Annotated in this window: 15 protein-coding genes; 10 read left to right on the top strand and 5 right to left on the bottom strand. The window is 52.7% G+C overall.

All coding sequences use genetic code 11. The features are described from left to right. The first annotated feature begins 198 nt into the window (after positions 1-198). From RSX24_RS20435 to RSX24_RS20425, 3 genes are read left to right on the top strand one after another with little or no spacing between them, the layout of a single operon-like run. The gene (locus tag RSX24_RS20435) at positions 199-1,518 is read left to right on the top strand and encodes a glycoside hydrolase family 125 protein (RefSeq protein WP_343261663.1); all 1,320 of its coding nucleotides are present in this window, start codon (positions 199-201) and stop codon (positions 1,516-1,518) included. Then, positions 1,515-4,742: a beta-galactosidase gene (locus RSX24_RS20430; protein WP_343261662.1), complete on the top strand. Its 3,228-nt coding sequence runs from the start codon at positions 1,515-1,517 to the stop codon at positions 4,740-4,742. The genes RSX24_RS20435 and RSX24_RS20430 overlap by 4 nt, the downstream gene beginning before the upstream one ends. Beyond that, the gene (locus RSX24_RS20425; protein WP_343261661.1) at positions 4,739-7,555 is read left to right on the top strand and encodes an alpha-mannosidase; all 2,817 of its coding nucleotides are present in this window, start codon (positions 4,739-4,741) and stop codon (positions 7,553-7,555) included. Before RSX24_RS20430 ends, RSX24_RS20425 begins: the two co-directional genes overlap by 4 nt. A 130-nt stretch (positions 7,556-7,685) precedes the next feature. On the opposite strand, the gene RSX24_RS20420 is transcribed toward RSX24_RS20425, so the two are convergent. Both RSX24_RS20420 and RSX24_RS20415 read right to left on the bottom strand, forming a co-directional pair. Next, positions 7,686-8,141, bottom strand: coding sequence for a DoxX family protein (locus RSX24_RS20420; RefSeq protein ID WP_236414622.1), 456 nt, complete (start codon positions 8,139-8,141; stop codon positions 7,686-7,688). Positions 8,142-8,228: 87 nt separating this feature from the next. Beyond that, complete coding sequence (locus tag RSX24_RS20415) at positions 8,229-8,834, bottom strand: TetR/AcrR family transcriptional regulator (protein ID WP_236414620.1); 606 nt, start codon at positions 8,832-8,834, stop codon at positions 8,229-8,231. A gap of 444 nt (positions 8,835-9,278) precedes the next feature. Here RSX24_RS20415 and dnaI point away from each other — a divergent pair, with 444 nt between their 5' ends. Next, on the top strand, positions 9,279-10,232 hold the full coding sequence (gene dnaI, locus RSX24_RS20410) for a primosomal protein DnaI (protein WP_236414618.1): 954 nt from the start codon (positions 9,279-9,281) through the stop codon (positions 10,230-10,232). Between the two features lie 133 nt (positions 10,233-10,365). On the opposite strand, the gene RSX24_RS20405 is transcribed toward dnaI, so the two are convergent. Further along, a complete protein-coding gene (locus tag RSX24_RS20405) occupies positions 10,366-10,521 on the bottom strand; it encodes a YqzM family protein (protein WP_236414616.1) in 156 nt (51 codons plus the stop codon). Positions 10,522-10,781: 260 nt separating this feature from the next. On the opposite strand from RSX24_RS20405, the gene trxA reads away from it, so the two are divergent. Further along, entirely contained in the window at positions 10,782-11,099 is a 318-nt protein-coding gene (trxA, locus tag RSX24_RS20400) for a thioredoxin (RefSeq protein WP_236414614.1), read from the top strand. Between the two features lie 85 nt (positions 11,100-11,184). Continuing rightward, on the top strand, positions 11,185-13,275 hold the full coding sequence (gene uvrC / locus RSX24_RS20395; RefSeq protein ID WP_339274435.1) for an excinuclease ABC subunit UvrC: 2,091 nt from the start codon (positions 11,185-11,187) through the stop codon (positions 13,273-13,275). On the opposite strand, the gene RSX24_RS20390 is transcribed toward uvrC, so the two are convergent. Next, positions 13,244-14,941, bottom strand: coding sequence for a CPBP family glutamic-type intramembrane protease (locus tag RSX24_RS20390; RefSeq protein ID WP_343261660.1), 1,698 nt, complete (start codon positions 14,939-14,941; stop codon positions 13,244-13,246). The genes uvrC and RSX24_RS20390 overlap by 32 nt on opposite strands. Before the next feature lie 473 nt (positions 14,942-15,414). Between RSX24_RS20390 and RSX24_RS20385 the strand changes: the two genes are divergently transcribed. Together RSX24_RS20385 and RSX24_RS20380 are read left to right on the top strand one after the other, a co-directional pair. After that, entirely contained in the window at positions 15,415-16,746 is a 1,332-nt protein-coding gene (locus RSX24_RS20385) for a TrkH family potassium uptake protein (RefSeq protein WP_339278476.1), read from the top strand. Positions 16,747-16,763: 17 nt separating this feature from the next. Beyond that, complete coding sequence (locus RSX24_RS20380; protein ID WP_236414608.1) at positions 16,764-17,435, top strand: potassium channel family protein; 672 nt, start codon at positions 16,764-16,766, stop codon at positions 17,433-17,435. A 37-nt stretch (positions 17,436-17,472) separates the two neighbouring features. Here RSX24_RS20380 and RSX24_RS20375 read toward each other — a convergent pair whose 3' ends face one another. After that, positions 17,473-18,399, bottom strand: coding sequence for a LysR family transcriptional regulator (locus RSX24_RS20375; protein WP_236414606.1), 927 nt, complete (start codon positions 18,397-18,399; stop codon positions 17,473-17,475). A gap of 296 nt (positions 18,400-18,695) precedes the next feature. On the opposite strand from RSX24_RS20375, the gene RSX24_RS20370 reads away from it, so the two are divergent. Next, entirely contained in the window at positions 18,696-19,364 is a 669-nt protein-coding gene (locus RSX24_RS20370; RefSeq protein ID WP_236414604.1) for a succinate dehydrogenase cytochrome b558 subunit, read from the top strand. Positions 19,365-19,403: 39 nt separating this feature from the next. Next, positions 19,404-21,146 (top strand): succinate dehydrogenase flavoprotein subunit, encoded by a 1,743-nt coding sequence (gene sdhA, locus RSX24_RS20365; protein WP_236414602.1) that lies wholly within the window; start codon positions 19,404-19,406, stop codon positions 21,144-21,146. Positions 21,147-21,401: the final 255 nt, after the last annotated feature.

Below are 21,401 nucleotides of genomic sequence, written 5' to 3'. Positions count from 1 at the left end.
AAGCGGAGCGGTCCTAAAAGCTTTCTGAAAGAAAGCTCCATCGGAAGCGTAGTCTTATCACCGGATTTTCCCCTTGACAAGGGGGTTCAAAAAATTCGGGGATAACAGTGATCGGAAGATGGTACTGCACTCGAAGTGTCCTGGTGCGATTCATTAGTCCGGCTTAAATAACGGAAAAAGATTAAAGGAGAAGCGACCATGGAACAATTCAGATTACCCAAAATACCGATGCCTCCGGTTGCCCTGCCGCCATCGGTTCAAGCGGTACTCGCCGAGGCGGACGATAAGCTGGCTCACAGACCGAAGCTGCTCCAGCTGTTCAAAAACTGCTTCCCGAATACGCTGGAAACGACGACTAAACTGATGAACGATGGCACGACCTTTGTCATCACGGGTGATATTCCTGCCTGCTGGCTGCGCGATTCGGTGGAACAGGTGGTCCATTACGTGCCGTTTGCAAAGGAAGATCCGGAGCTGCAGCGAATCATCGGCGGTCTGATCAAACGCCACATCCGGTACGTGCAGATCGACCCGTATGCCAACGCGTTCAACGAATCGGCCAATGACTGGCATTGGAACACGACGGATGAAACGGAAATGTCCCCCTGGGTGTGGGAGCGCAAGTTCGAGATCGACTCGTTATGCTTCGTGATTCGGCTCGCCTATTTGTATTGGAAAGAAACGGAGCTGACCGACATTTTCGATGCCAGCTTCAAAGCAGCCGTGCGTGTAATCGTGGACCTGTTCAAAACGGAGCAGCGGCATATGGAGCAGTCTCCATATCGCTTCACGAGGGATAATGGCATTCCGACGGACTCTATCCGCAACAACGGGCAAGGCATGCCGGTCAATTACACGGGCATGATCTGGTCCGGTTTCCGTTCCAGCGATGACGCTTGCGATTTCCACTACAACATTCCAGGCAACATGTTCGCCGTCGTAGCGCTGCGCCAGATGCAGGAATTCGCCGAGTGGGTGTTCCGTGACATGGCTTTGCTGAAAGAGCTGAAACAGCTGGAGCAGGAAGTGCGCCATGGCATCGAGCTGTACGGCATTTACCGCCATCCCGAATTCGGCCCGATCTATGCCTACGAAACCGACGGGTTCGGCAATTATTGCCTGATGGACGACGCCGGCACGCCTGGCCTGCTGTCCATTCCGTACCTCGGCTACGTAACTGCGGATGATCCGGTGTACCAGAATACGCGGCGCTTTGCCCTCAGTAAAGAAAATCCGTTCTATTATGAAGGCAAAGTGGCGAAGGGCCTCGGCAGCCCGCATACGCCGCCGGATTATATTTGGCATATGGGATTGTCCATGCAAGGACTGACGGCCACCTCGGCCGAAGAGAAGCTGGAGATGATTCGATTGCTGGAAGCGACGGATGCGGATACGGGATATATGCATGAAGGCTTCCATGCCGATGATCCGACGGTGTTTACGCGGAAATGGTTTGCCTGGTCCAACAGCTTGTTCTCCCAGCTGGTCTATAAAGCGATGAAGGATGGGTTGTTATGAGCCTGAACGATGCGCAAAAACGTAAATCCGCCTCGCCGATCGTCATGTTGTGCGATCCCGGCTTTCCGGCCGAGATCGCTCTGCCTGCGCCGGAAGAGCAAAAGAACTGGCCGGAAACGGAGGGCATTTTGGTCGTCCGTGCGGATGAATTAGCAGCTGCCTTGGAATCGATGAATGGGCAAGGTTGTTTGGTGAATCTGCATGCGCCTTATTTTCCGAAGTCAGCCTGGAAGGCGATCTGCGATTTCCTTCATCAAGGAGGAAGCCTGGTCAGCGTCGGCGGCGCACCATTCAAGCGGCCGGTTCGGCGCGAGCATGATGCATGGGTGGCGGAGTCGGAACAGACGGCATATCATCAGGAGCTTTATATCCATGAAACGCTGCGCGTATCGGGGGACAATGTGGCTAGCTTGCAGCCGTCCACGAGCATACCATTGCTGGAGGGACGACAAGGCTTGTTTCCTGTTGCGCCGACGTGGAATCTGGTTCCGCATACGACAAAATCAAGCGATTTGCCCCACCAGATGGGTTCCGCCGGTCCGATGAGCACCCAGATTTATCCCCTGCTCAAAGGAATCAGCACGGATGGCCGCAGCGTGTCCGCCCCTGTCGTCTTGTGGGAAAATTCCCGCGGTACGTTTGCCGGCTCGCGCTGGCTATTCGTTCATGCACCCTTAACCGATTTATTCTGGCAGCAGGATGGAGTGGAAGAGATCGCAAGGTGGGCGAAGTTTTGCGCCAAAGGTGTGACCGAGCTTTCGCTGAAGCCGAACTATGCTTCGTATGAACCCGGAGAACGGGCGATCCTGACGCTGCAAGGACAAATTTTGCAGCATAGAGCCCGCGGCAGCGTTGGCATGGATACGGCGGAAACATGGATATTTAAACTTGCAGTAGAGCGGGCAGACCCTGAAAATGGTCAGGCTGAACAAGTATGGCATCACCAGTTGGAGCTGGCATTGACGGGGGAACAGCGTTTTGCGCGAATTCCTCTCCCGTTTGAGATTCAAAACGGGCTTTATCGGATCGTGTGCCAGGCTTCGGGACCGGATGGCGAAACACGCATGCTTCGCCAAGGCTTCTGGGGACAGGATGCTGAATTGCTCGCAGCAGGGGAGCTGCTGACTCGCGGCCGGGATTACTTCCTGCAGGGCGGTCGCCCGCTTCCCGTAGTGGGCATGACGTACATGGCATCCGACGTGGCCCGAAAGTTCCTGTTCCTGCCCAACGCCGAGGTATGGGACCGGGACATGGCCCAGATGGCCAAAGCGGGCATCAACTGGATTCGCACCGGCATTTGGACCGCTTACCGCAACATGATGCAGGTGGACGGCCACATGTCGGAAGAGGTGCTGCGATCGATCGACGCCTTCCTGCTCACGGCGAAGCGCCACCGGTTGCGCGTGACGTTTACCTTCTTTTCATTTACGCCAGAGACATGGGAAGGGACGAATCCGTATCTGGACCCGCAAAGCGTTGAAGCCCAGAAACGCTTCATTCGCAGCATCGTCAGTCGTTATACCCATGCGACGCATGTAGATTGGGACCTGATCAACGAACCTTCGATGTTCGATCCGGCGCGCATTTTCTCCAGCGGGCCACGCTCATCTAGGGATCTGCACGAACAGCAGGCGTTTGTGCAATGGCTGCGTGAACGTCATGACACGATCGAGGTGTTGCAGGAAGCGTGGAACATGTCTCCGGCGCAGCTGCCGAACTTTGAAGCCGCTCGCATCCCCGAAGCCGAAGAGATCAATTTCGACGTGCAGGACATGCATCAGGCCAAAAAGGGAACCCGCTGGCTGGATTATTGCCTATTCTCGATGGAGATGCACAACCGTTGGGCGCGGGAACTCGTGCAAACGATCAAGGATCTGGTGCCCGATCACCTCGTGACGGTGGGACAAGATGAAGCGCTGGGCGCACAGCGGCCCTCTCCGTTTTTCTATGAAAGCGAAGTGGACTACACGACCGTGCATTCGTGGTGGCTCAACGACGATCTCGTATGGGATGGCATTTTTGCGAAAACGCCGCATAAACCGAACCTGATCCAGGAAACGGGCATAATGTACGTCGAAACGCCGGACGGCCGGGCCAAACGCACGGAGGAGGAACTGCGCAGCATCCTGGAACGGAAATACGCGTATGCTTTTTCCACAGGCGGCGCGGGGGCCGTGCAATGGATCTGGAACACGAATTTTTACATGGACAATGCCAACGAATCCCATATCGGTGCGCTCAGGGCGGATGGCACAGAGAAGCCGGAGGCGGACGTATCCTATGATTTCGGCCGTTTCATGGGCGGCATTCGCGATCTTTTCCGGGAACGTGAGCTGGAGGATATCGCGGTGGTATTCCCGTATTCCAACGATTTTTCCAATCGCGCGCTTGCCTATGATGCCACGACCAAGCTTACGAGAGTGTTGGCCTATCAACTGAAACAACCGTTCAGGGCCATGTCCGAGTACCATCTGGCGCATTTGGAAGAACATCCGCCGAAGCTGATCATCGTGCCGAGTCCGCACAATATGGACAGCGGTGCTTTGGAACGATTGCTATCGTTCACGGAGAAGGCAGGGGCCACGCTGCTGTTTACCGGGCCGCTCGGCTTGGATGCCTACTGGAAGAAGACGGATCGTGCAGACCTCCTCGTCGGCGAACGTGAGCAGCGTAACGTGCAGCGCGAAGAAATGCTGGATATCGACGGAACCTCTTATGCGCTTGCCTATGGTCGCCGCCGTATTGCCGAAGTGTGCAAAGAGGTCCTCGTGAACGGGAACGGTCATAATCAAACGGATGGAAGCAAAGCAAAGCTAGACTCCATTACAAAGGTGACGTTGGGTCAAGGAAAGCTGATCTGGTGCCCGCTGCCGCTGGAGCTGAACGAACGGGAAGAAGCGCTCGCGGCCATGTATCGGTATGCCATGCATTCGGCGGGGATCGTTTCCGATATGGAATGGCTGACCGGAGGCGAACTTGCCGGGGTGTATGGCCGTAAGCTGACATTTGCGGAAGGAAGCCTGTATGTGTTTGTTTCCGAGTATGGCCGGGATGCCGAAGTTTGCGTGCGGGATGCCCGCACGGGAGCCACGTATTCCTTCGTGCTGGAGAGCAATCGCAGCGTCCTGTTTGCCGCGGATGCATCCGGTCAGTTACAGGCGGTTTACCGTCCTGAAGAAGTCGAAATTACACAACTTGATGCCGAGGTGAGACAGACCACATGACTACATCCAAAAGAGCCCACATCATTTCCCACACGCACTGGGACCGCGAATGGTATTTGCCTTACGAAAAACATCACATGCGCCTCGTGCGCCTGATGGATTCCCTGTTGGATCGGCTGGACGAAGAGCCGGAGTTCCGCAGCTTTTATTTGGACGGGCAGACGATCATCATCGAGGATTATTTGCAGGTACGCCCAGGGCAGAGAGAGCGGCTGGAGCACCATATCCGCAGCGGCCGGATCATCATCGGACCATGGTATATTTTGCAGGATGCCTTTTTGACGAGCGGCGAAGCCCATGTGCGCAATATGCAGACCGGGCACCGTGATGCGAGACGTTACGGGATGCCGGCCAAAATCGGGTATTTCCCCGACACGTTCGGACTGGTCGGCCAGACGCCGCAGCTGATGCGGCAATCCGGCATCGACAACGTTTTTTTCGGGCGAGGCGTCAAACCGACGGGCTTCAACAATACCGTGTCCGACGAAGGGTATGAGTCCAGCTATTCGGAGTTGACGTGGGAGGGTCCGGACGGCTCGCAGGTGCTCGGCATCCTGTTTGCCAACTGGTATTCCAACGGCAACGAGATTCCGGCAGACGAAGCATCGGCCCGCTCGTATTGGCATACCAAGCTTACCGATGCGGTGAAGTATGCGTCCACCGACGAGCTGTTATACATGAACGGCTGTGACCATCAACCGATCCAGCTGGATTTGCCCGAAGCGCTGCGTGTAGCCCGCAAGCTGCACCCTGACGTTGAATTCGTGCATTCCAGCCTGGAGGATTATTTGGATGCGCTGAAGGCATCCTCCAGCCGTGAGCTGTCCGTCGTCAAAGGCGAGCTGCGCAGCCAGCGCACCGACGGCTGGGGAACGCTCGTAAACACCGCTTCCGCACGCGTGTATTTGAAGCAAATGAACCAAAAGGGGCAGGCATTATTGGAAAAGGTAGCGGAGCCCTTGGCATCTATTGCCTGCACGTTGGGCCATGCTTACCCGCATGATCAGTTGGACTATGCCTGGAAAACGCTGATGCAGAACCATCCGCACGACAGCATTTGCGGCTGCAGCGTGGACGAAGTGCATCGCGAGATGGTCACGCGTTTTGACAAGAGTCGCCATGCGGCGGAAGCGCTGATTGAAGACAGCTCAAGGGCTATTGCGGAAGCCGTAGACACCCGCCGGTTGGGTGAATACGGAAACGATGCTCGTCCACTGGTCGTGTTCAACACGTCGGGGTGGGTGCGCAGCGGCGTCGTGCAGATGGAAATGGACGCAGCCCGGCTTTATTTTAGGGATGGGCTTGGTCTGGAAGAAAATGCGTTCCGCATGAAATCCATTGATCTATCCCGATATCTATTGGTAGATGATCAGGGAGGCCAAGTAGACTGCACGCTGGAGGATATGGGGCTGCAATTCGGGTATGACCTGCCCGATGACCGGTTCCGCCAGCCGTACAGCAGCCGGCGCGTCAAATTGACGTTCGAAGCCGGGCAGGTTCCCGCCTTGGGATGGAAAACGTATGCTTTGGTGAAAGCCGACCGTGCAGAACGAGATGAGCGTGGCAGGGCGACGGCAGACCGAAGCCTGAACGGTGAATCCAGCTTGCTGCGCCATGACCGTGGGATGGAAAACGACAAATTCATCGTGCGCATTGCGGACAACGGTTCATTTTCGATTCAGGATAAACGCACCGGCCAAGTCTATAACGATCAGGGCATTTTCGAAAATACCGGGGATATCGGCAACGAGTATATGTTCCGCCAGCCGGATGGAGAAGCTCCGCTGACGACTCGGGATCTGCGTGCAGATATTCATGTCGTGGAAGACACCCCTTATCGGGCCGCTTATGAGATCGTTCATCAATGGAGCATACCGGAATCTGCCGATGCCAAATTGGATGAGGAACAGCGAGAATTGGCCTATTACCCTAATCGGAAAGCCAATCGCTCCAACAAGACCACAGTTCTTACGATCCGTACCCGCGTATCGCTTGAACGGAATGGCGAAGGCGTTGAAATGACGGTCAAGTTGGACAATCATGCTCGCGATCATCGGGTTCGCGTGCTTTTCCCGACCGATCTTGAGGCTGACGTGCACCGCGTCGATTCGATTTTCGAAATCGCAACGCGTGACAACATACCGGCTTCCGAATGGCAAAACCCGAGCAATGCCCAGCATCAGCAATGTTTTGTCGATGTTGGTGGAGAACAGGCCGGACTTACCGTTGCGAACCTTGGGTTGAACGAGTATGAAGTGCTGCGGGATGAACGCAATACGATTGCCGTGACGTTGCTGCGTGCCGTAGGCGAGCTCGGCGACTGGGGATACTTTCCGACACCGGAGGCGCAGTGCCAAGGAGAGCATGAATTTCATTTATGCTTGATCCCTCATGACGGGAATGGAGCGACAAACGGTGCGTATAGAACAGCATACCAATTCCAGATTCCGTGGACGGCGGCACAAACCGGGGTTCATCCGGGCACGCTTGCATCTTGCCACGCTCCGTTTGATTGGCATGGAGAAGGGGTTGCTTTTTCTTCATTGAAAGTGAACGAAGAGACGGGTGACCTGATGCTGCGATGGTACAACATGACGGGTGAAGGCACGGCATTGAAGGTGACGCTCCCTAAGGCGGATGCCCAACCCCGAGCAGCACTGTACAAAAGCAACATATTGGAGATCCCGGGCGAGTCAGCGGCTCCAATCGGAGCGCACGCACCGGAGAAGAAGGAAGGCACGTCCATGTTAAGAGAAAGCTGGCTGGTGTCAGCGGGGCCTTGCGAAATCATAACGATCGGGATCCGGCGATAAAAAACGAAGGAAGCATGGTTATGGTTTCCCGAAACCATGCGCATTAAACATCATGGCGGGCCGCCGAATCCTGGCGGCTCGCCTCTTCCTCTTCACCTGCAAGAATGCTTCTAAAGAGCGTACTGCGCTGTTAAGCGCCTTCCAGGAACAGGGGGGAAGCTAATATAACAGCCGCGATGAAGATCAATTGGAGCATTAAACGGGGCCAGAACGGCCATACTGGCTTTCCGTGTATGGACATTTTTTTTCGAGCCGCATATGCATTTGCCGGGAACATCAACAGGAGCATTAAGAGCAAACCGCTGGAAGCCAGCCAGGCGGTGCCGGGAATAAGAATGCCGATGGCGCCCGCAATCTCAAGGACTCCCGTCCAAGTCACGATGCCTTCCTTATATGGCAAACCCGGAGGCACCATAAGTACCAAGTCGGGTCTTCGTTTCCCCCAATGCGCAGAAGCGGTCAGCAGAAACATGCAGGCAACGCCCCCTTGGAGGGCAGGATGCCAATGATCCAGCATAGGTACTCCGATCCAACCAAGTCCGCGAAGCAGCAAAAAAGTGGTACAGAGGGTCAATAAGGGTGCCATGTAATTTCCTCCTTATCAATGTTTATCTTCAATAATGACGCGCATGGTTTGAATAATATCAGCCGAAAAAAACGATCGGCTTTCCGATTAATCCTGCTGCGTCAGCATGCGGGCTATAAATTGGGATACTTCGTTAGAGCCCAAGCTTGATGTGTCTTTCGAACCATACGAGCTTTTTATTCGCATTCCCAAGGAGAGCAGCACGAACAATTCTGCCATCTGTTCCGCATGAACCGATTTAGAGATGACACCATGCTCTTGCCCAAGCTCGATCCATTGCCTTGAATAACTGACCGATTTCTCGTGAAATTGCTGTAGTGCTTCAGAAACCAGAGGGGCATCCTCTTCTTTCCCGAATAAATACAATAAAATTTTGTTGGTGATATTTTCCTTTTCTTCGAGTCCTGTTAGATTCAAACGGATGATATCCATCGGTTCCTGGAACGTTTTTACTTTGGCGTGATGGACGGTGGCGAGGAAGGAAGCGTGTATCTTTTCCAAATGTTCGTTCAGAATCCAGACGAAGATTTCGTCCTTGCTTTTCACATAGTGGAAGATGGCGCCTTTGGAAAGTCCCGATTTTTGCATAATTTCTTTTAAAGTGATGGCATGGCATCCCTTATCCTGCAGCAATTCCTTTGTCGATCCCAGAAGCTGGGCGATGGTCTGTTTTCTGCGGTCTTCATTTTTCAAGAGTTTCTCCTCCTAAGGTTTCTGTGCGGGTCGTTCAAAAGTATATAATAAACCGACAAGCGGTTTGTTTTATAGTTGCAAAGCTTTTTATAATTTAATGAATATGTTTATTTTACAAACAGACCGTTGGTTTGTAAATAGAGTAAACACTTTTTCTTTCGGGATGGTTTGACCAGATCAACAACCGAGAAGCTCTACATGAGAAGGCATTTTCGCTATTCTACACGTCGAATCGAATGAATAACTGGCAAAAAATTGACGAACGAAGCGGTTGAGTTGTTCCCCGAACTTATTATAGAATGAAGGTTAGGATTTCATTCAATCGAATGCTGCCTTCCGATGTGCCGATCCATGCGCTCGTCGAGGTTTTAATGCGGATGGTCTCAAGGGCAGGCAACATTAATCGTGAATTCCAACAATGCATATACAAGGGGGCTTGAAGCCATGGAATCCTTGGGAGGACTGCTTCAGCAGCTGAACCCTTCCTTTCGCGAGCAGTCCCGGCGGATCGCGGAGCAGTTGATTCAGGACCCGTACGTGCGGGAATTCCGCGCAAAGCATCCCGAATTGCAGGACGCGCACCTGATCACCGACCTGAGCAAACTGTACCAATTTGCGAGGGATTCGAAAAACTGCGCGAATTGCCCGGGATTGGACAACTGTCCGAACGATTTTCAGGGGCACTTTTGCAAGCTGGAAGTAGAGAATTTTAACGGCAAACCCGAAATCATAGATAAAAAGGCGCCTTGCGCCAAACATCTGGCCTGGCAAAACGAACAGAGTATCCGCAAACGGATCCGCAGTTTCTATGTGGACGAGCGTGCGTTGAATGCAGGATACAACGACGTGGAAATCATGGGCAGGGATCGGATGCGTGCGCCTGCGGTCAACCAGGTACTGCGTTATGTCAATGAGGCAAAGGTTAACGGGCTTTCAACGCGAGGTTTATACCTGGAGGGTTCCTTCGGAACGGGGAAAACGTTCTTGATGTGTTACTTGCTGCATGAACTGGCCATTGCGGGTTATACCGGGGTCATCATTTATATGCCGGATTTCGTGGAAGACCTCAAATCCATGATCACTGAGGGCCAGAAGTTGAAGGAAACGACGGAAATCCTCAAAAATTGCGATGTGCTCATCTTTGACGATATCGGTGCGGAAAACCTGAATCCTTGGGTACGGGATCACGTAATGGGATCCATCTTGAACTACCGCATGAACCGCAAGCCTACCTTTTATACGTCCAATTACAACTTGGATGGTCTGGAAAAGCATCTGAGTTTTACGAGCAGGGAAGGCGAGGATACGAACAAGGGGCAGCGATTGATGGACCGTATTCGCCCGTTTGTGGATGTCGTGGCCGTTCGCGGTGAAAACCAACGAGGCAAGCAAGACTAACCTTTAAGGTGGGAATCGGTGCCGATGTGCTTATTGGGGACACAGGACCCCGGATACAGCGATAAGCCCAAAAAGCCTGGTCTTCGCAAGCTGCGAAAACCGGGCTTTTTGGGTCCCTGCGTGCAGACGGCTCTTATTCGGTCAAAAACTTAAAGATCACCATACCGAAAAAGATGACGGTCATCAGGCCAAACATGCCTGTTACGCCCGCAACCAGATCAAACAGGTCGTTGCGGGGCTCCTCATTGACATGTTCGCGCGGGTCGCTGATTCTCACATTGGTGTCCATGTTATTGCCTCCTTTGGGATGAGCAGCCTGCCGCGATGGTGGCTGAGCCCGAAGTGCTTTTAGTATACTTGGAAAAGAAAGCGTTTGTAAAGATTTAGCATTTGGTCCATTAAAGGTGGAAAATGAAGATTTGATGTTCGCGAGATGAACATTTCCAAGTTGGTTTCACAACATTAACGCTCCTGTGTTATAATGGCAGTGTCGTTCACGACGTTACAGGTTATATTAACCGTAAAGCATATATAAGGAGGACAAATATCATGGCTATTGTTAACGTATCCGATCAATCCTTTAACGCCGAAGTCGAAGGCGAAGGAACGGTTCTTGTTGATTTTTGGGCGCCTTGGTGCGGTCCTTGCAAAATGCTCGCTCCAATCCTGGAGGATCTGGCTTCCGAAGTTGGCGATTCCGTCAAAATCGCGAAAGTCAATGTGGATGAAAACCCGGAATCTGCTTCCCGCTTTGGCGTAATGAGCATTCCTACCTTGATCTTCTTCAAAGACGGTCAACCTGTGGATAAAGTGGTTGGTCTGAACTCCAAAGAAGCTCTCAAAGGGATCATTGAAAAACATCAATAATTCATGGGTTACACACATACGCCTCCGGTTATGCGCCGGGGGCGTTTTGCGTCACAATTCATCGGGAGGGAGGACCCGCTGAAGCATGGAACAATTTATCAATACGGTACAAGCACAAGAAGAAGCACTGGAACGGATTCGCCACAAGCTGGCTTTGCTGCCGGATCTGCCAGGCTGTTATTTAATGAAAAATGGCGAAGGAACCATCATCTACGTCGGTAAGGCAAAAGTGTTGAAAAACCGTGTCCGCTCCTATTTTATCGGCAGCCACAACGGGAAAACACAGCGGCTCGTTTCCGAAATCCGCGATTTCGAATATATTGTGACCGGCAGCAACATGGAGGCGCTCATTTTGGAGTGCAACCTGATCAAAAAACATATGCCGCGTTTCAACGTATTGCTCAAGGACGACAAGACGTTTCCTTACCTCAAAATTACGAATGAACAGCATCCGCGTTTGGAAGTCACCCGGCGGGTGCTTAAAGATAAAGCAAAGTATTTTGGCCCATACCCTAACTCATATGCAGCCCATCAAACGAAGAAACTGCTGGACCGGATGTATCCTTTGCGCAAATGCGGCGTGATGCCGAAGGAAGTCTGCCTGTATTATCATATGGGCCAATGTCTGGCGCCTTGCGTGCAGGAAGTGCCGAAGGAGCAGTATGAGCAGATCTCCCAGGAAATGGCGTCCTTTCTGGGCGGCGGACATGAGGAAATCAAAAAAGACCTGCAGCGCAAAATGCAGGAGGCTGCAGAAGACCTTTACTTCGAACGGGCCAAGGAACTGCGCGACCAGATCATTGCCATCGACGCCATTATGGAAAAGCAAAAAATCACGATGGCGGATGCCAGGGACCGGGACGTATTCGGTTTCGCGATCGACAAAGGCTGGATGTGCGTTCAAATTTTGTACGTCCGCCAAGGCAAAATGATCGAACGCCATGTGTCGACGTTCCCGTTTTATGGCGATGCGTACAGCGACTTCATGACTTACGTGACGCAGTACTACAGCGACAACCCCGCATTGCCTCAAGAAATCCTTTTGCCGGAGATGCCGCAGGAATTGCTCGAACTGAACGATGTAGAGGCCGGGGAAACGGATAGCGACACGGCGGCTGCGGTAACGGCCGAAACGGTCGAAACGGAAACGTCTTTCCGTGAATCGGATGCCGGGCAAGAGCTGCTGGTGGCCGAATCCAGAGAAGATTATGCGCCGTCCGGCGATCTCGGGGAAACGGGCGAACCTTCGATGCATCCGCAGGATGAGTCTGCCGCATCGGTAATGGAGCCGGCCGACCAGCCGTTGTCCGGATTGGAAGAGCCGGCACAGGCTGCCGCGGCATTGCAGGAATGGCTGGACATCAAGGTTTATGTGCCGCAGCGCGGACTGAAACGGCAAATGATCAAAATGGCCGTCGACAATGCCAAGGTTGCGCTTGAAGAAAAATTCAGGCTGATCGAACGCAACGAGGAACGGACATCCAAAGCGTCGGAAGGTTTGGGACGTTGGATCGGTCTGGACCAGCTGCGCCGGATCGAGGCGTTCGACAACTCCAACATTCAGGGCACGAACCCGGTTTCGGCCATGATCGTGTTTACCGACGGCAAACCGGACAAAAAGGAATACCGCAAGTACAAAATACGTTCGGTCGAAGGACCGGATGATTACGAAACGATGAGAGAGGTTATCCGGCGGCGTTATGAACGCGTTCTGAAGGAAAACCTGACCATGCCGGACCTGATCGTGGTGGATGGCGGCAAAGGGCAAATTTCGGCAGCCGTGGACGTGCTGGAAAATGAACTCGGGCTGTACATTCCCGTATGCGGCCTGGTCAAGGATGCCAAGCACAAAACGTCGCAGCTCATGATCGGCAATCCGCCGGAAGTCGTGGCTTTGCCGCGCGACAGCCAGGAATTTTATTTGTTGCAGCGCATCCAGGAGGAGGTTCACCGCTTCGCCATTTCGTTTCACCGCGAGCAGCGCGGCAAATCGATGGTTACCTCCAAGCTCGATTCGATTCCGGGTATTGGAGAGAAGCGGCGCAAGCTGCTGCTGAAGCATTTCGGGTCTTTGCGCAAAATCAAAGAGGCCAGCGTCGAAGACTTCCGGCCTCTCTCGATCGGCGACAAGCTCGCCAAACAAATTATTGCAGCGCTTCGTGATGAGGAGTCGTAACATACGGCTTCTCTTTTTTGCGTGGATTGAAACGATAGATCACGTAACCCACGATGGCTGGAAGCACGATCCAGAATATCCCGGCAGAAACGTTCAGTGCGTCTCCCATGAATATCAGGCTAAGACCCATCAACAAGCTGTCGAAAATGACGTGGCTGAATACGACCGCGATAAAACCGTGCCGCAGCATAATCAGACTGAACAACAAACCGATGACCGTCAGTTCGATCGGACGCGTAATGACGGGATAAATCGGATACAGGGTGTGTCCGAGCGCCCATATCAGCGTAGGGATCAAGCAGGCGATAAACGTATTGCGCACGATTTTTTGCATCATGCGTATGCCGAACAGGCGATATACCGCTTCTTCGCCGATCCCTGCCATCCATGCCATGATCGGGAAAACCCATGCGTATGTCATATTATACGTGGATTGGTCTGCCGAGGTGGTTGACCAGGTCCCGATGCTGTTTTCCAGAACGAGAAACAAAATGGACTGCACGCCGAGCAGAATGAAGGCCCACAAATAACCGACAACCATGCTGTCCAGCACGTATTTTCCGTAACCGGGTTCTTTGGCACGAGGCCAAGGATTATAACCGATTTTTCGCCACATGCCGTCGCCGGCCACGAGTGACAAGTAGATCGTTGCGCTCATGACCAGATTGACGCCCAGTTGAATGACCATTAGAAACACAAGCATAAAGCTGGACAATCCTTGGGCTTCGAAAAGCGGCATCATATTCAGCGTGCCGATGACGGAAGCGGCGAAGTGCACCAGTGCCAGCACAAAGCCCCGTTTGAACGACGTATGGGACCGGGTCAGGATGCTGTAAATGATGGCGAGCACGCCAAGGACAAATGTTAGAAATCCATAGCCGGCGTACGTCATCCAGTTGGCCTGACGAGTCTGTTGGTTTACATATGCATTGTGCGCGTCAGGTACGGAGAAGACGGCGTCAAACGAACGGACTTCTTCATTTTGGAAGGTAAAGCGGAGTTCAAGCCGGGAATCGCCAATTTGTTTCGTGGGATCGGAGTATACAAGCCCCCCGTCGTTTTCTCCGGTTTCCAGTTCCAATTGCGAAGCATCGTATCCGAACTCTTTTACAATGCCTGCAGCGCTTTGCACTTTTTGCTCCAACGTCATATTGTCTTCAGCCAGCCGCAAGGCGGAGTTGGTTTTGCTCTTGTCCGGTTCCGCTTCGATGGATGCGTATAATGAAGAAGGAAGCTCGTGTTTGAAAGCTACAACTTTACCTGTTCTCATATGTACGTCAACATGCAGATAACCGCCTTTGACTTCATCGGGCAGCCGGACCCGAAACACGTCATAAGGGTATTGTTCTTCCCATTTCCGGTTGTAATCGTTCAGCTGCTTGGTTTTGGCCATATACCCGTACACATCGGAATGAGTCTGGTACGTGACCAGCACATCGTCCTCGTCGACAGGAAGAGAATAGTCCGGCAGGGACGCCGCGAAGGATCGGGCAGATTGCACCGCCTGTGCCTTGGTAATAATAGGTGCAGACTGGATATCCGTCGTTTGTGTTGAGGTGGAAGGGAAAATCTGCAGCACCGCAAATAAAATCAGACCGATCGCCGCAAGCAACCCCAAGCGCTTGAAATTGGCCTTAACCCGCAGAGGCTGCCCTAAGGGATTCATTGAATATGTTTCCTCCTTTAACCATGTGTTATAACAGTAAAGATATCATAGGGTGGATATGGAGCGCCAATCCCGGAACAAGAACGGGTGCAAATCCCTGAAAATGAATGAAAACGATCGAAACAGTTGGTTTCATTCATCCACATATCAGAGTTTTTCCCAATTCGGCGAAATTCGATGCTATTTCCGGGAAAAGCCGTTTTGTTTGCAAGAAGCGGAACGCTTATAATTTTTGATGCCAATGCGTATAAATCGCATGCCTTCGGCCAAACAAGGGAACGAATAAAAATAACCCGCCAAGCACTATATGCGGCGTTACGGGAAATGATACAGAAACACGATATATTCATCATGAGTCGAATAGACGCCTGTTAGCACATCCACCATGGGTATGCCTTGCGTGACTTCGGACACGACTCCATCTTGGAGTCATTTTCATTTCGGCAAAGGGGGTTGATAACCAAGTGAAACCGATGTTTCGATCGCTGCTGCAATCTCCGCCGCGTATTCTCGTTTTGGGCTTTGCGGGCATTATCTTGCTCGGCACGTTCATTCTGATGCTTCCGCTATCCGGCAGAAACGGGGAGAGCCTGCCGTTTATCGATGCGCTGTTCACGGCAACCTCCGCAGTATGTGTCACAGGACTGGTCGTCGTGGATACAGGCACGCATTTCTCGGTGTTCGGCCAGGTAATCATTGCCGTGCTGATCCAGATCGGCGGGCTGGGATTCATGACGATGTCAACGCTTGTGGCCATTGCCTTCAAACGGCGAATCTCGCTGCGCGAGCGGTTGATCCTGCAGGAGGCGATGAACCAGAGCACGATGGAAGGCATCGTGCGGTTAATTCGCAAAGTCGTGGCATACTCCCTTATTCTCGAAGCGGCTTGCGGGACCCTTTTCGCCATACGTTGGGCGTTCGACATGCCGCTGGGAAAAGCGGCATATTACGGCTACTGGCATGCAATTTCGATGTTCAACAATGCAGGGTTCGACTTATTCGGGGATTTCCGCAGCCTGACGGGGTATGTGTATGATCCAATGGTGAATTTTACGGCGATGTTCCTGATCGTGTCCGGCGGCATCGGGTTCGTCGTGTTGTCCGATCTGGCGGAATATCGCAAAACGCGCAAGCTTTCGCTTCATACCAAAGTGGTGCTCATGATGACCGGGCTGCTGATCGTGTTCGGCGCGCTTGTCATTTTTATATTTGAATTCAACAATCCACGCACGCTTGGCGGACTGAACTGGGGCGGCAAAATATTGGGATCGTTCTTTCAATCGGTTACCCCGCGTACGGCAGGGGCCAACACGGTGGATATTGCCGGCCTCAGGCAGGCCACGCAATTTTTTATCATTATATTGATGTTTATCGGGGCTTCCCCCGGCTCGACGGGTGGGGGCATTAAAACAACCACGTTTCTCATCATGGCCGGGGCCGTCATCGCGATGATGCGCGGGCGGGAAGATATCGTGTTTTTTCGCTACCGGCTGGTGCAGGAACGGATTTTCAAAGCGCTGACGATCACGCTGCTGGCCTTGCTGCTTATCATCGGCGTGACGATGGTGCTCAGTACGACGGAGGACAGCAGCTTCCTGGTGATCCTGTTCGAAACCACTTCCGCATTCAGCACGGTAGGTCTGTCCATGGGGCTTACGTTGAAGCTGACGACCTTTGGCAAAGTGATGATCTGTCTGACAATGTTTGTGGGAAGATTGGGTCCGGTCACGCTGGCATATGCGCTTACGCAGAAAAAGGGTAAGGAACTGTACAGGTATCCTGAGGGCAAAATGATTATTGGATAAGGGGTTCGTGAAAAACGATGAGAACACAGCAGTTTGCGGTCATCGGGCTCGGGCGTTTCGGCTCAAGCCTGGCGCAGGAATTAATGGAGCTTGGTTATGAGGTGCTGGGCATCGATAAGAACGAAGAGGTTGTGGAGGATATGAGCGAATTGGTCACGCATGCCGTCGTTGCGGATGCCACGGACGAGGAAGTGCTTCGTTCCCTCGGCATCCGCAATTTCGACTGCGGCATCGTGGCGATCGGTGACGATATTCAAACGAGCATTCTCACGGCGATTCTGTTGAAGGAACTGGGCGTGAAAACCGTTGTGGCCAAGGCCATTTCCGTGCTGCACGGACGCGCCCTGGACAAACTGGGCATCGATCGCGTGGTCTATCCCGAGCGTGACATGGGCATTCGTGTGGCACACCAGCTCGTGACTCCGAACCTGATGGATTACATTGAACTTTCCAATAATTACAGCATCGTGGAGATGAAGGTTCCAGCCTGCATGCACAATACGACCTTGTCCACCCTGAATGCGCGCGTCCGCTTCAATATCAGCATCGTGGCGCTGCAGAAGGAAGCCGGGGTCATCATTGCTCCGACTGCGCTGGACACGCTGCAATTGGGAGACATTATGGTCATCATCGGCAATAATGACGACATTGAACGGTTCGAAGAACAGGTCGTCAGTCAGGAAGGCTGATGTATTGCTTCTTAGGCGATCTACATCGCCGTGTATTTTACGTAGGCGTCGTTGTCCTCCTGGAGGATAACGGCGCTTTCGTCGTAAATAAAGCGGCCGTCTCCTTGACCCATTGCCTTGCCGTTTCGCTCAGGAATTCCTTTCCGCCGTAGATCATGCTTGTGGTGCGGCGGGTTTGCTGAAGCTGGGGCAAATAAACGGATACCAGGTCATTGTCGGCCAGCAGTTGGGGGCGAAGATACGATTTGGGCAGCAGTGCCGCCGCTTTTCCCGTAGGAAGGAGCCGAATGATGGCTTCGAACGAGTCGATCTCCATGCGTATGTCAGGCATGACCCCGCAGCGCTGAAACAGGTCGTCGGTGAGTTTGCGGTACCATGTGCCTTTGGAAAAAATGATCATCGGCAGATCCTGAAGGTGCTCCATGCCTGCCTCCTGTCCGGCGAGCGAATGCGTTCGCGGAACAACCAGCTCAAGATGGTCATCGAACAGCGGAATGCAGTTCAGACCCGCTTCATTGATGGAAGATGCAACGATGCCGACATCGGCCTTCCTTTCCCGGACAAAGGAGACGATCTCATGGGTTTTGCCTGTCAGCAGCTTGATTTCCGCATTGGGGTGTTTCTCCATGAAGGCGTTTACGAGCGGAGGAAGCGTTGTTTGGAGCGTCGTGAGACTGGCTCCCAGCGTGATTGAGCTCTGTTCTTCTTCTTTATATTGTGCCAGCATGGTCAAAAATTTGTGCTGCTGCTGCTGCTGCTCCACGGCAAAGGTGTAAGCGAGCTGCCCCACGCTGGTCAGCTCCAGACGTTTGCCGCGGCGATGGAAGAGAGTGACCCCGAGCTCGTCTTCCAGTTTGGCAATTTTGCGCGAGAGAGCAGGTTGAGACAGATTCAACAGTTTGGAGGCGCGGTTCAAGCTGGATTGCTCCACAACTGCGGCAAATGCGTTTAATTCCTCGAACATGTCGGCAGACCCCATTTCCAGTGAGAGTGATGATTGTCATAGATGGTGGCGTTCCTTTAAGGTAAGAAAAGATGCATCAGCGTTTATCCCTTATGCATATAGGGTATATCTTTTAATAATTATATTGCAATTCCCTTATAAGAAAAAAAAGAGTAACATGAATTGTGACACAAGTTGTTCACACCTGAATAAAACAGAACAATTTGTTTGAATCCCCCCCATTGGGGAGATCAACTCATCGGATGTGTGAACGAATTTATGAAAACGTTGTTATTTCGAAAGGGGAACGACATTTTATGAAAGGGTTTTACTCCAGAAAGCTGCACTCCCTGCTTGGCGTCATCCCGCTCAGTTTGTTTTTCATTGAGCATCTGGTGACAAACTTCTCTGCGGTAGAGGGCGGCAAAGAAGGCTTCAACGGCGCTGTTGCTTTTCTGAACAGCCTGCCGCTCGTGATCGTACTTGAAACGCTCTTGATCTGGTTGCCGCTATTCTATCACGGCGTGTATGGACTGTATATAGCCTATCAGGCGAAGCCCAACGTTGGCCGCTTTGGCAATGAGCGCAACTGGCGTTATACGCTTCAGCGGGTCAGCGGCGTCATTACCTTTGTATTCGTCATCTGGCACGTTTGGGAGACGCGGGTACAGGTTGCGCTCGGTAAGGTCACGCATGAGGAACTTGGAGGCATCATCCATGATGTCGTAACGAATCCCGTGACGTTCATTTTATACCTGATCAGCGTCATCGCGGCTTCCTACCACTTCGCGAACGGTCTGTGGTCGTTCCTCGTCAGCTGGGGCATTACCGTCGGGCCGCGTGCTCAACGCGTATCCTCCTACATTTGCATGAGCTTGTTCGGCATCGTGTCGATCATGTTCATCGCATCGCTGATCGCGTTCCGTAACGTGGATTTCCAAACGACCACTTCAATGATCGAAGCAGTCAAATCGGTTTTCATCTAAGCATTGGGCTCAATGCCGACATATAAGGGAGTGAAAGAAATGGCATCATCTAACGTAATCATCGTGGGCGGAGGTCTCGCAGGTTTGATGGCGACGATCAAATCGGCTGAAGCCGGAGTCCATGTTCATTTATTTTCGCTGGTACCCGTAAAAAGATCCCACTCCGTATGCGCCCAGGGCGGCATCAACGGCGCGGTAAACACCAAGGGGGAAGGCGATTCCCCGTGGGTACACTTTGACGATACGGTGTACGGCGGCGACTTTCTTGCCAATCAGCCTCCGGTCAAAGCGATGTGTGAAGCAGCACCGGGCATTATTCACCTGATGGACCGGATGGGCGTTATGTTTAACCGCACGCCGGAAGGATTGCTCGATTTCCGCCGTTTCGGCGGAACGAAGCATCACCGCACCGCATTTGCGGGTGCAACGACAGGCCAACAGCTGCTGTATGCGCTCGATGAGCAGGTGCGCCGCTGGGAAGCTGCCGGACTCGTCACAAAATACGAGAACTGGGAGTTCCTGCAGGCCGTTATTGACGACGAAGGCATTTGCCGCGGCATCGTAGCGCAGGACCTGAAAACGATGAAGGTGCAGACGTTCCCTGCGGAAGCGGTTATTCTCGCCAGCGGCGGGCCGGGCATCATTTTCGGCAAAACGACGAACTCGGTCATCAACACGGGCACGGCTGCAAGCGCGGTGTATCAACAAGGCGTGAACTATGCCAACGGTGAGTTCATCCAGATTCACCCGACAGCCATCCCGGGGGATGACAAGCTGCGCCTGATGTCCGAATCGGCACGCGGCGAAGGCGGACGGATCTGGACGTACAAAGACGGAAAACCATGGTACTTCCTTGAAGAAAAATATCCGTCCTACGGTAACCTGGTCCCGCGCGACATTGCAACCCGCGAAATCTTCAGCGTGTGCGTGGACATGGGGCTGGGCGTTAACGGGGAAAACATGGTTTATCTGGACCTGTCCCACAAAGACCCGAAAGAACTCGACGTCAAGCTGGGCGGCATCATCGAGATTTACGAAAAATTCATGGGCGACGATCCGCGCAAAATCCCGATGAAAATTTTCCCGGCGGTCCACTACTCGATGGGCGGCATGTGGGTCGATTACAATCAGATGACCAACATTCCGGGATTGTTCGCTGCGGGAGAATGCGAATATCAATACCACGGCGCAAACCGTCTGGGCGCGAACTCGCTCGTGTCCGCCATCTACGGCGGCATGGTTGCAGGCCCCAAAGCGGTTGAATACATCAAAGGACTCAAAAAGTCGTCGGCAGACATCAGTTCCAGCGTGTTTGACGGATACACGAAGCGCCAAACCGACAAATACGAAGGCATCCTGAAAATGCAAGGCAACGAAAATGCCTACGTGATCCATAAAGAGCTGGGCGAGTGGATGACCGCCAACATGACGGTGGTTCGTTACAACGACAAGCTCGAAGCAACGATCGGCAAAATCAAGGAACTGAAAGAGCGTTACCGGAAAATCAACATGTACGACACATCCGGCTGGAACAACCCGGGAGCGGCATTTACCCGTCAGCTGTGGAACATGCTCGAATTGGCCGAAGCGATGACGCTGGGCGCGCTGCTCAGAAACGAGAGCCGCGGCGCACACTACAAGCCTGAATTTGCGAAACGCAACGACGAGGAGTTCCTCAAAACAACGATCGCGACATGGACAGCCGACGGCCCGCAAATCTCGTACGAGCCTGTGGACGTTTCCTTGATCCCGCCGCGGGTACGCGACTATTCTAAAGATTAAGTAGATTATTTACGTTGATGTTTAGCAGGATGAAATGGATTGCACATCAAACGAAGCGTCAAAAGATTACTGAAGAAGCGAAGCGTACAGTAAGCTTTTAAATGCTATATTCCAGCATGAATATTGCAATATTTCAGTAAAACGTTGCAGTGCTGCACGGTGTAGCGGAGGTAGCGGCAATATCCTGTAGAAGCGGCGCTTCCTCTGAATACGTCCCAAAGATTATTTACGTTGATGTCTAGCAGGATGAAATGG

It is taken from the genome of Paenibacillus hubeiensis (assembly GCF_032334105.1).
Classification (GTDB): Bacteria; Bacillota; Bacilli; order Paenibacillales; family Paenibacillaceae; genus Paenibacillus; species Paenibacillus hubeiensis.
This window is presented reverse-complemented; position numbering and strand designations above follow the sequence as displayed.

Excerpts from the sequence above, each read along its gene's own strand:
- dnaI (WP_236414618.1), top strand. The coding sequence starts at position 9,279 with ATGGAATCCTTGGGAGGACTGCTTCAGCAGCTGAACCCTTCCTTTCGC.
- RSX24_RS20390 (WP_343261660.1), bottom strand. The coding sequence starts at position 14,941 with ATGAATCCCTTAGGGCAGCCTCTGCGGGTTAAGGCCAATTTCAAGCGC.
- uvrC (WP_339274435.1), top strand. The coding sequence starts at position 11,185 with ATGGAACAATTTATCAATACGGTACAAGCACAAGAAGAAGCACTGGAA.
- trxA (WP_236414614.1), top strand. The coding sequence starts at position 10,782 with ATGGCTATTGTTAACGTATCCGATCAATCCTTTAACGCCGAAGTCGAA.
- RSX24_RS20425 (WP_343261661.1), top strand. The coding sequence starts at position 4,739 with ATGACTACATCCAAAAGAGCCCACATCATTTCCCACACGCACTGGGAC.
- RSX24_RS20380 (WP_236414608.1), top strand. The coding sequence starts at position 16,764 with ATGAGAACACAGCAGTTTGCGGTCATCGGGCTCGGGCGTTTCGGCTCA.
- RSX24_RS20420 (WP_236414622.1), bottom strand. The coding sequence starts at position 8,141 with ATGGCACCCTTATTGACCCTCTGTACCACTTTTTTGCTGCTTCGCGGA.
- sdhA (WP_236414602.1), top strand. The coding sequence starts at position 19,404 with ATGGCATCATCTAACGTAATCATCGTGGGCGGAGGTCTCGCAGGTTTG.
- RSX24_RS20385 (WP_339278476.1), top strand. The coding sequence starts at position 15,415 with ATGTTTCGATCGCTGCTGCAATCTCCGCCGCGTATTCTCGTTTTGGGC.
- RSX24_RS20435 (WP_343261663.1), top strand. The coding sequence starts at position 199 with ATGGAACAATTCAGATTACCCAAAATACCGATGCCTCCGGTTGCCCTG.
- RSX24_RS20370 (WP_236414604.1), top strand. The coding sequence starts at position 18,696 with ATGAAAGGGTTTTACTCCAGAAAGCTGCACTCCCTGCTTGGCGTCATC.
- RSX24_RS20375 (WP_236414606.1), bottom strand. The coding sequence starts at position 18,399 with ATGTTCGAGGAATTAAACGCATTTGCCGCAGTTGTGGAGCAATCCAGC.
- RSX24_RS20405 (WP_236414616.1), bottom strand. The coding sequence starts at position 10,521 with ATGGACACCAATGTGAGAATCAGCGACCCGCGCGAACATGTCAATGAG.
- RSX24_RS20430 (WP_343261662.1), top strand. The coding sequence starts at position 1,515 with ATGAGCCTGAACGATGCGCAAAAACGTAAATCCGCCTCGCCGATCGTC.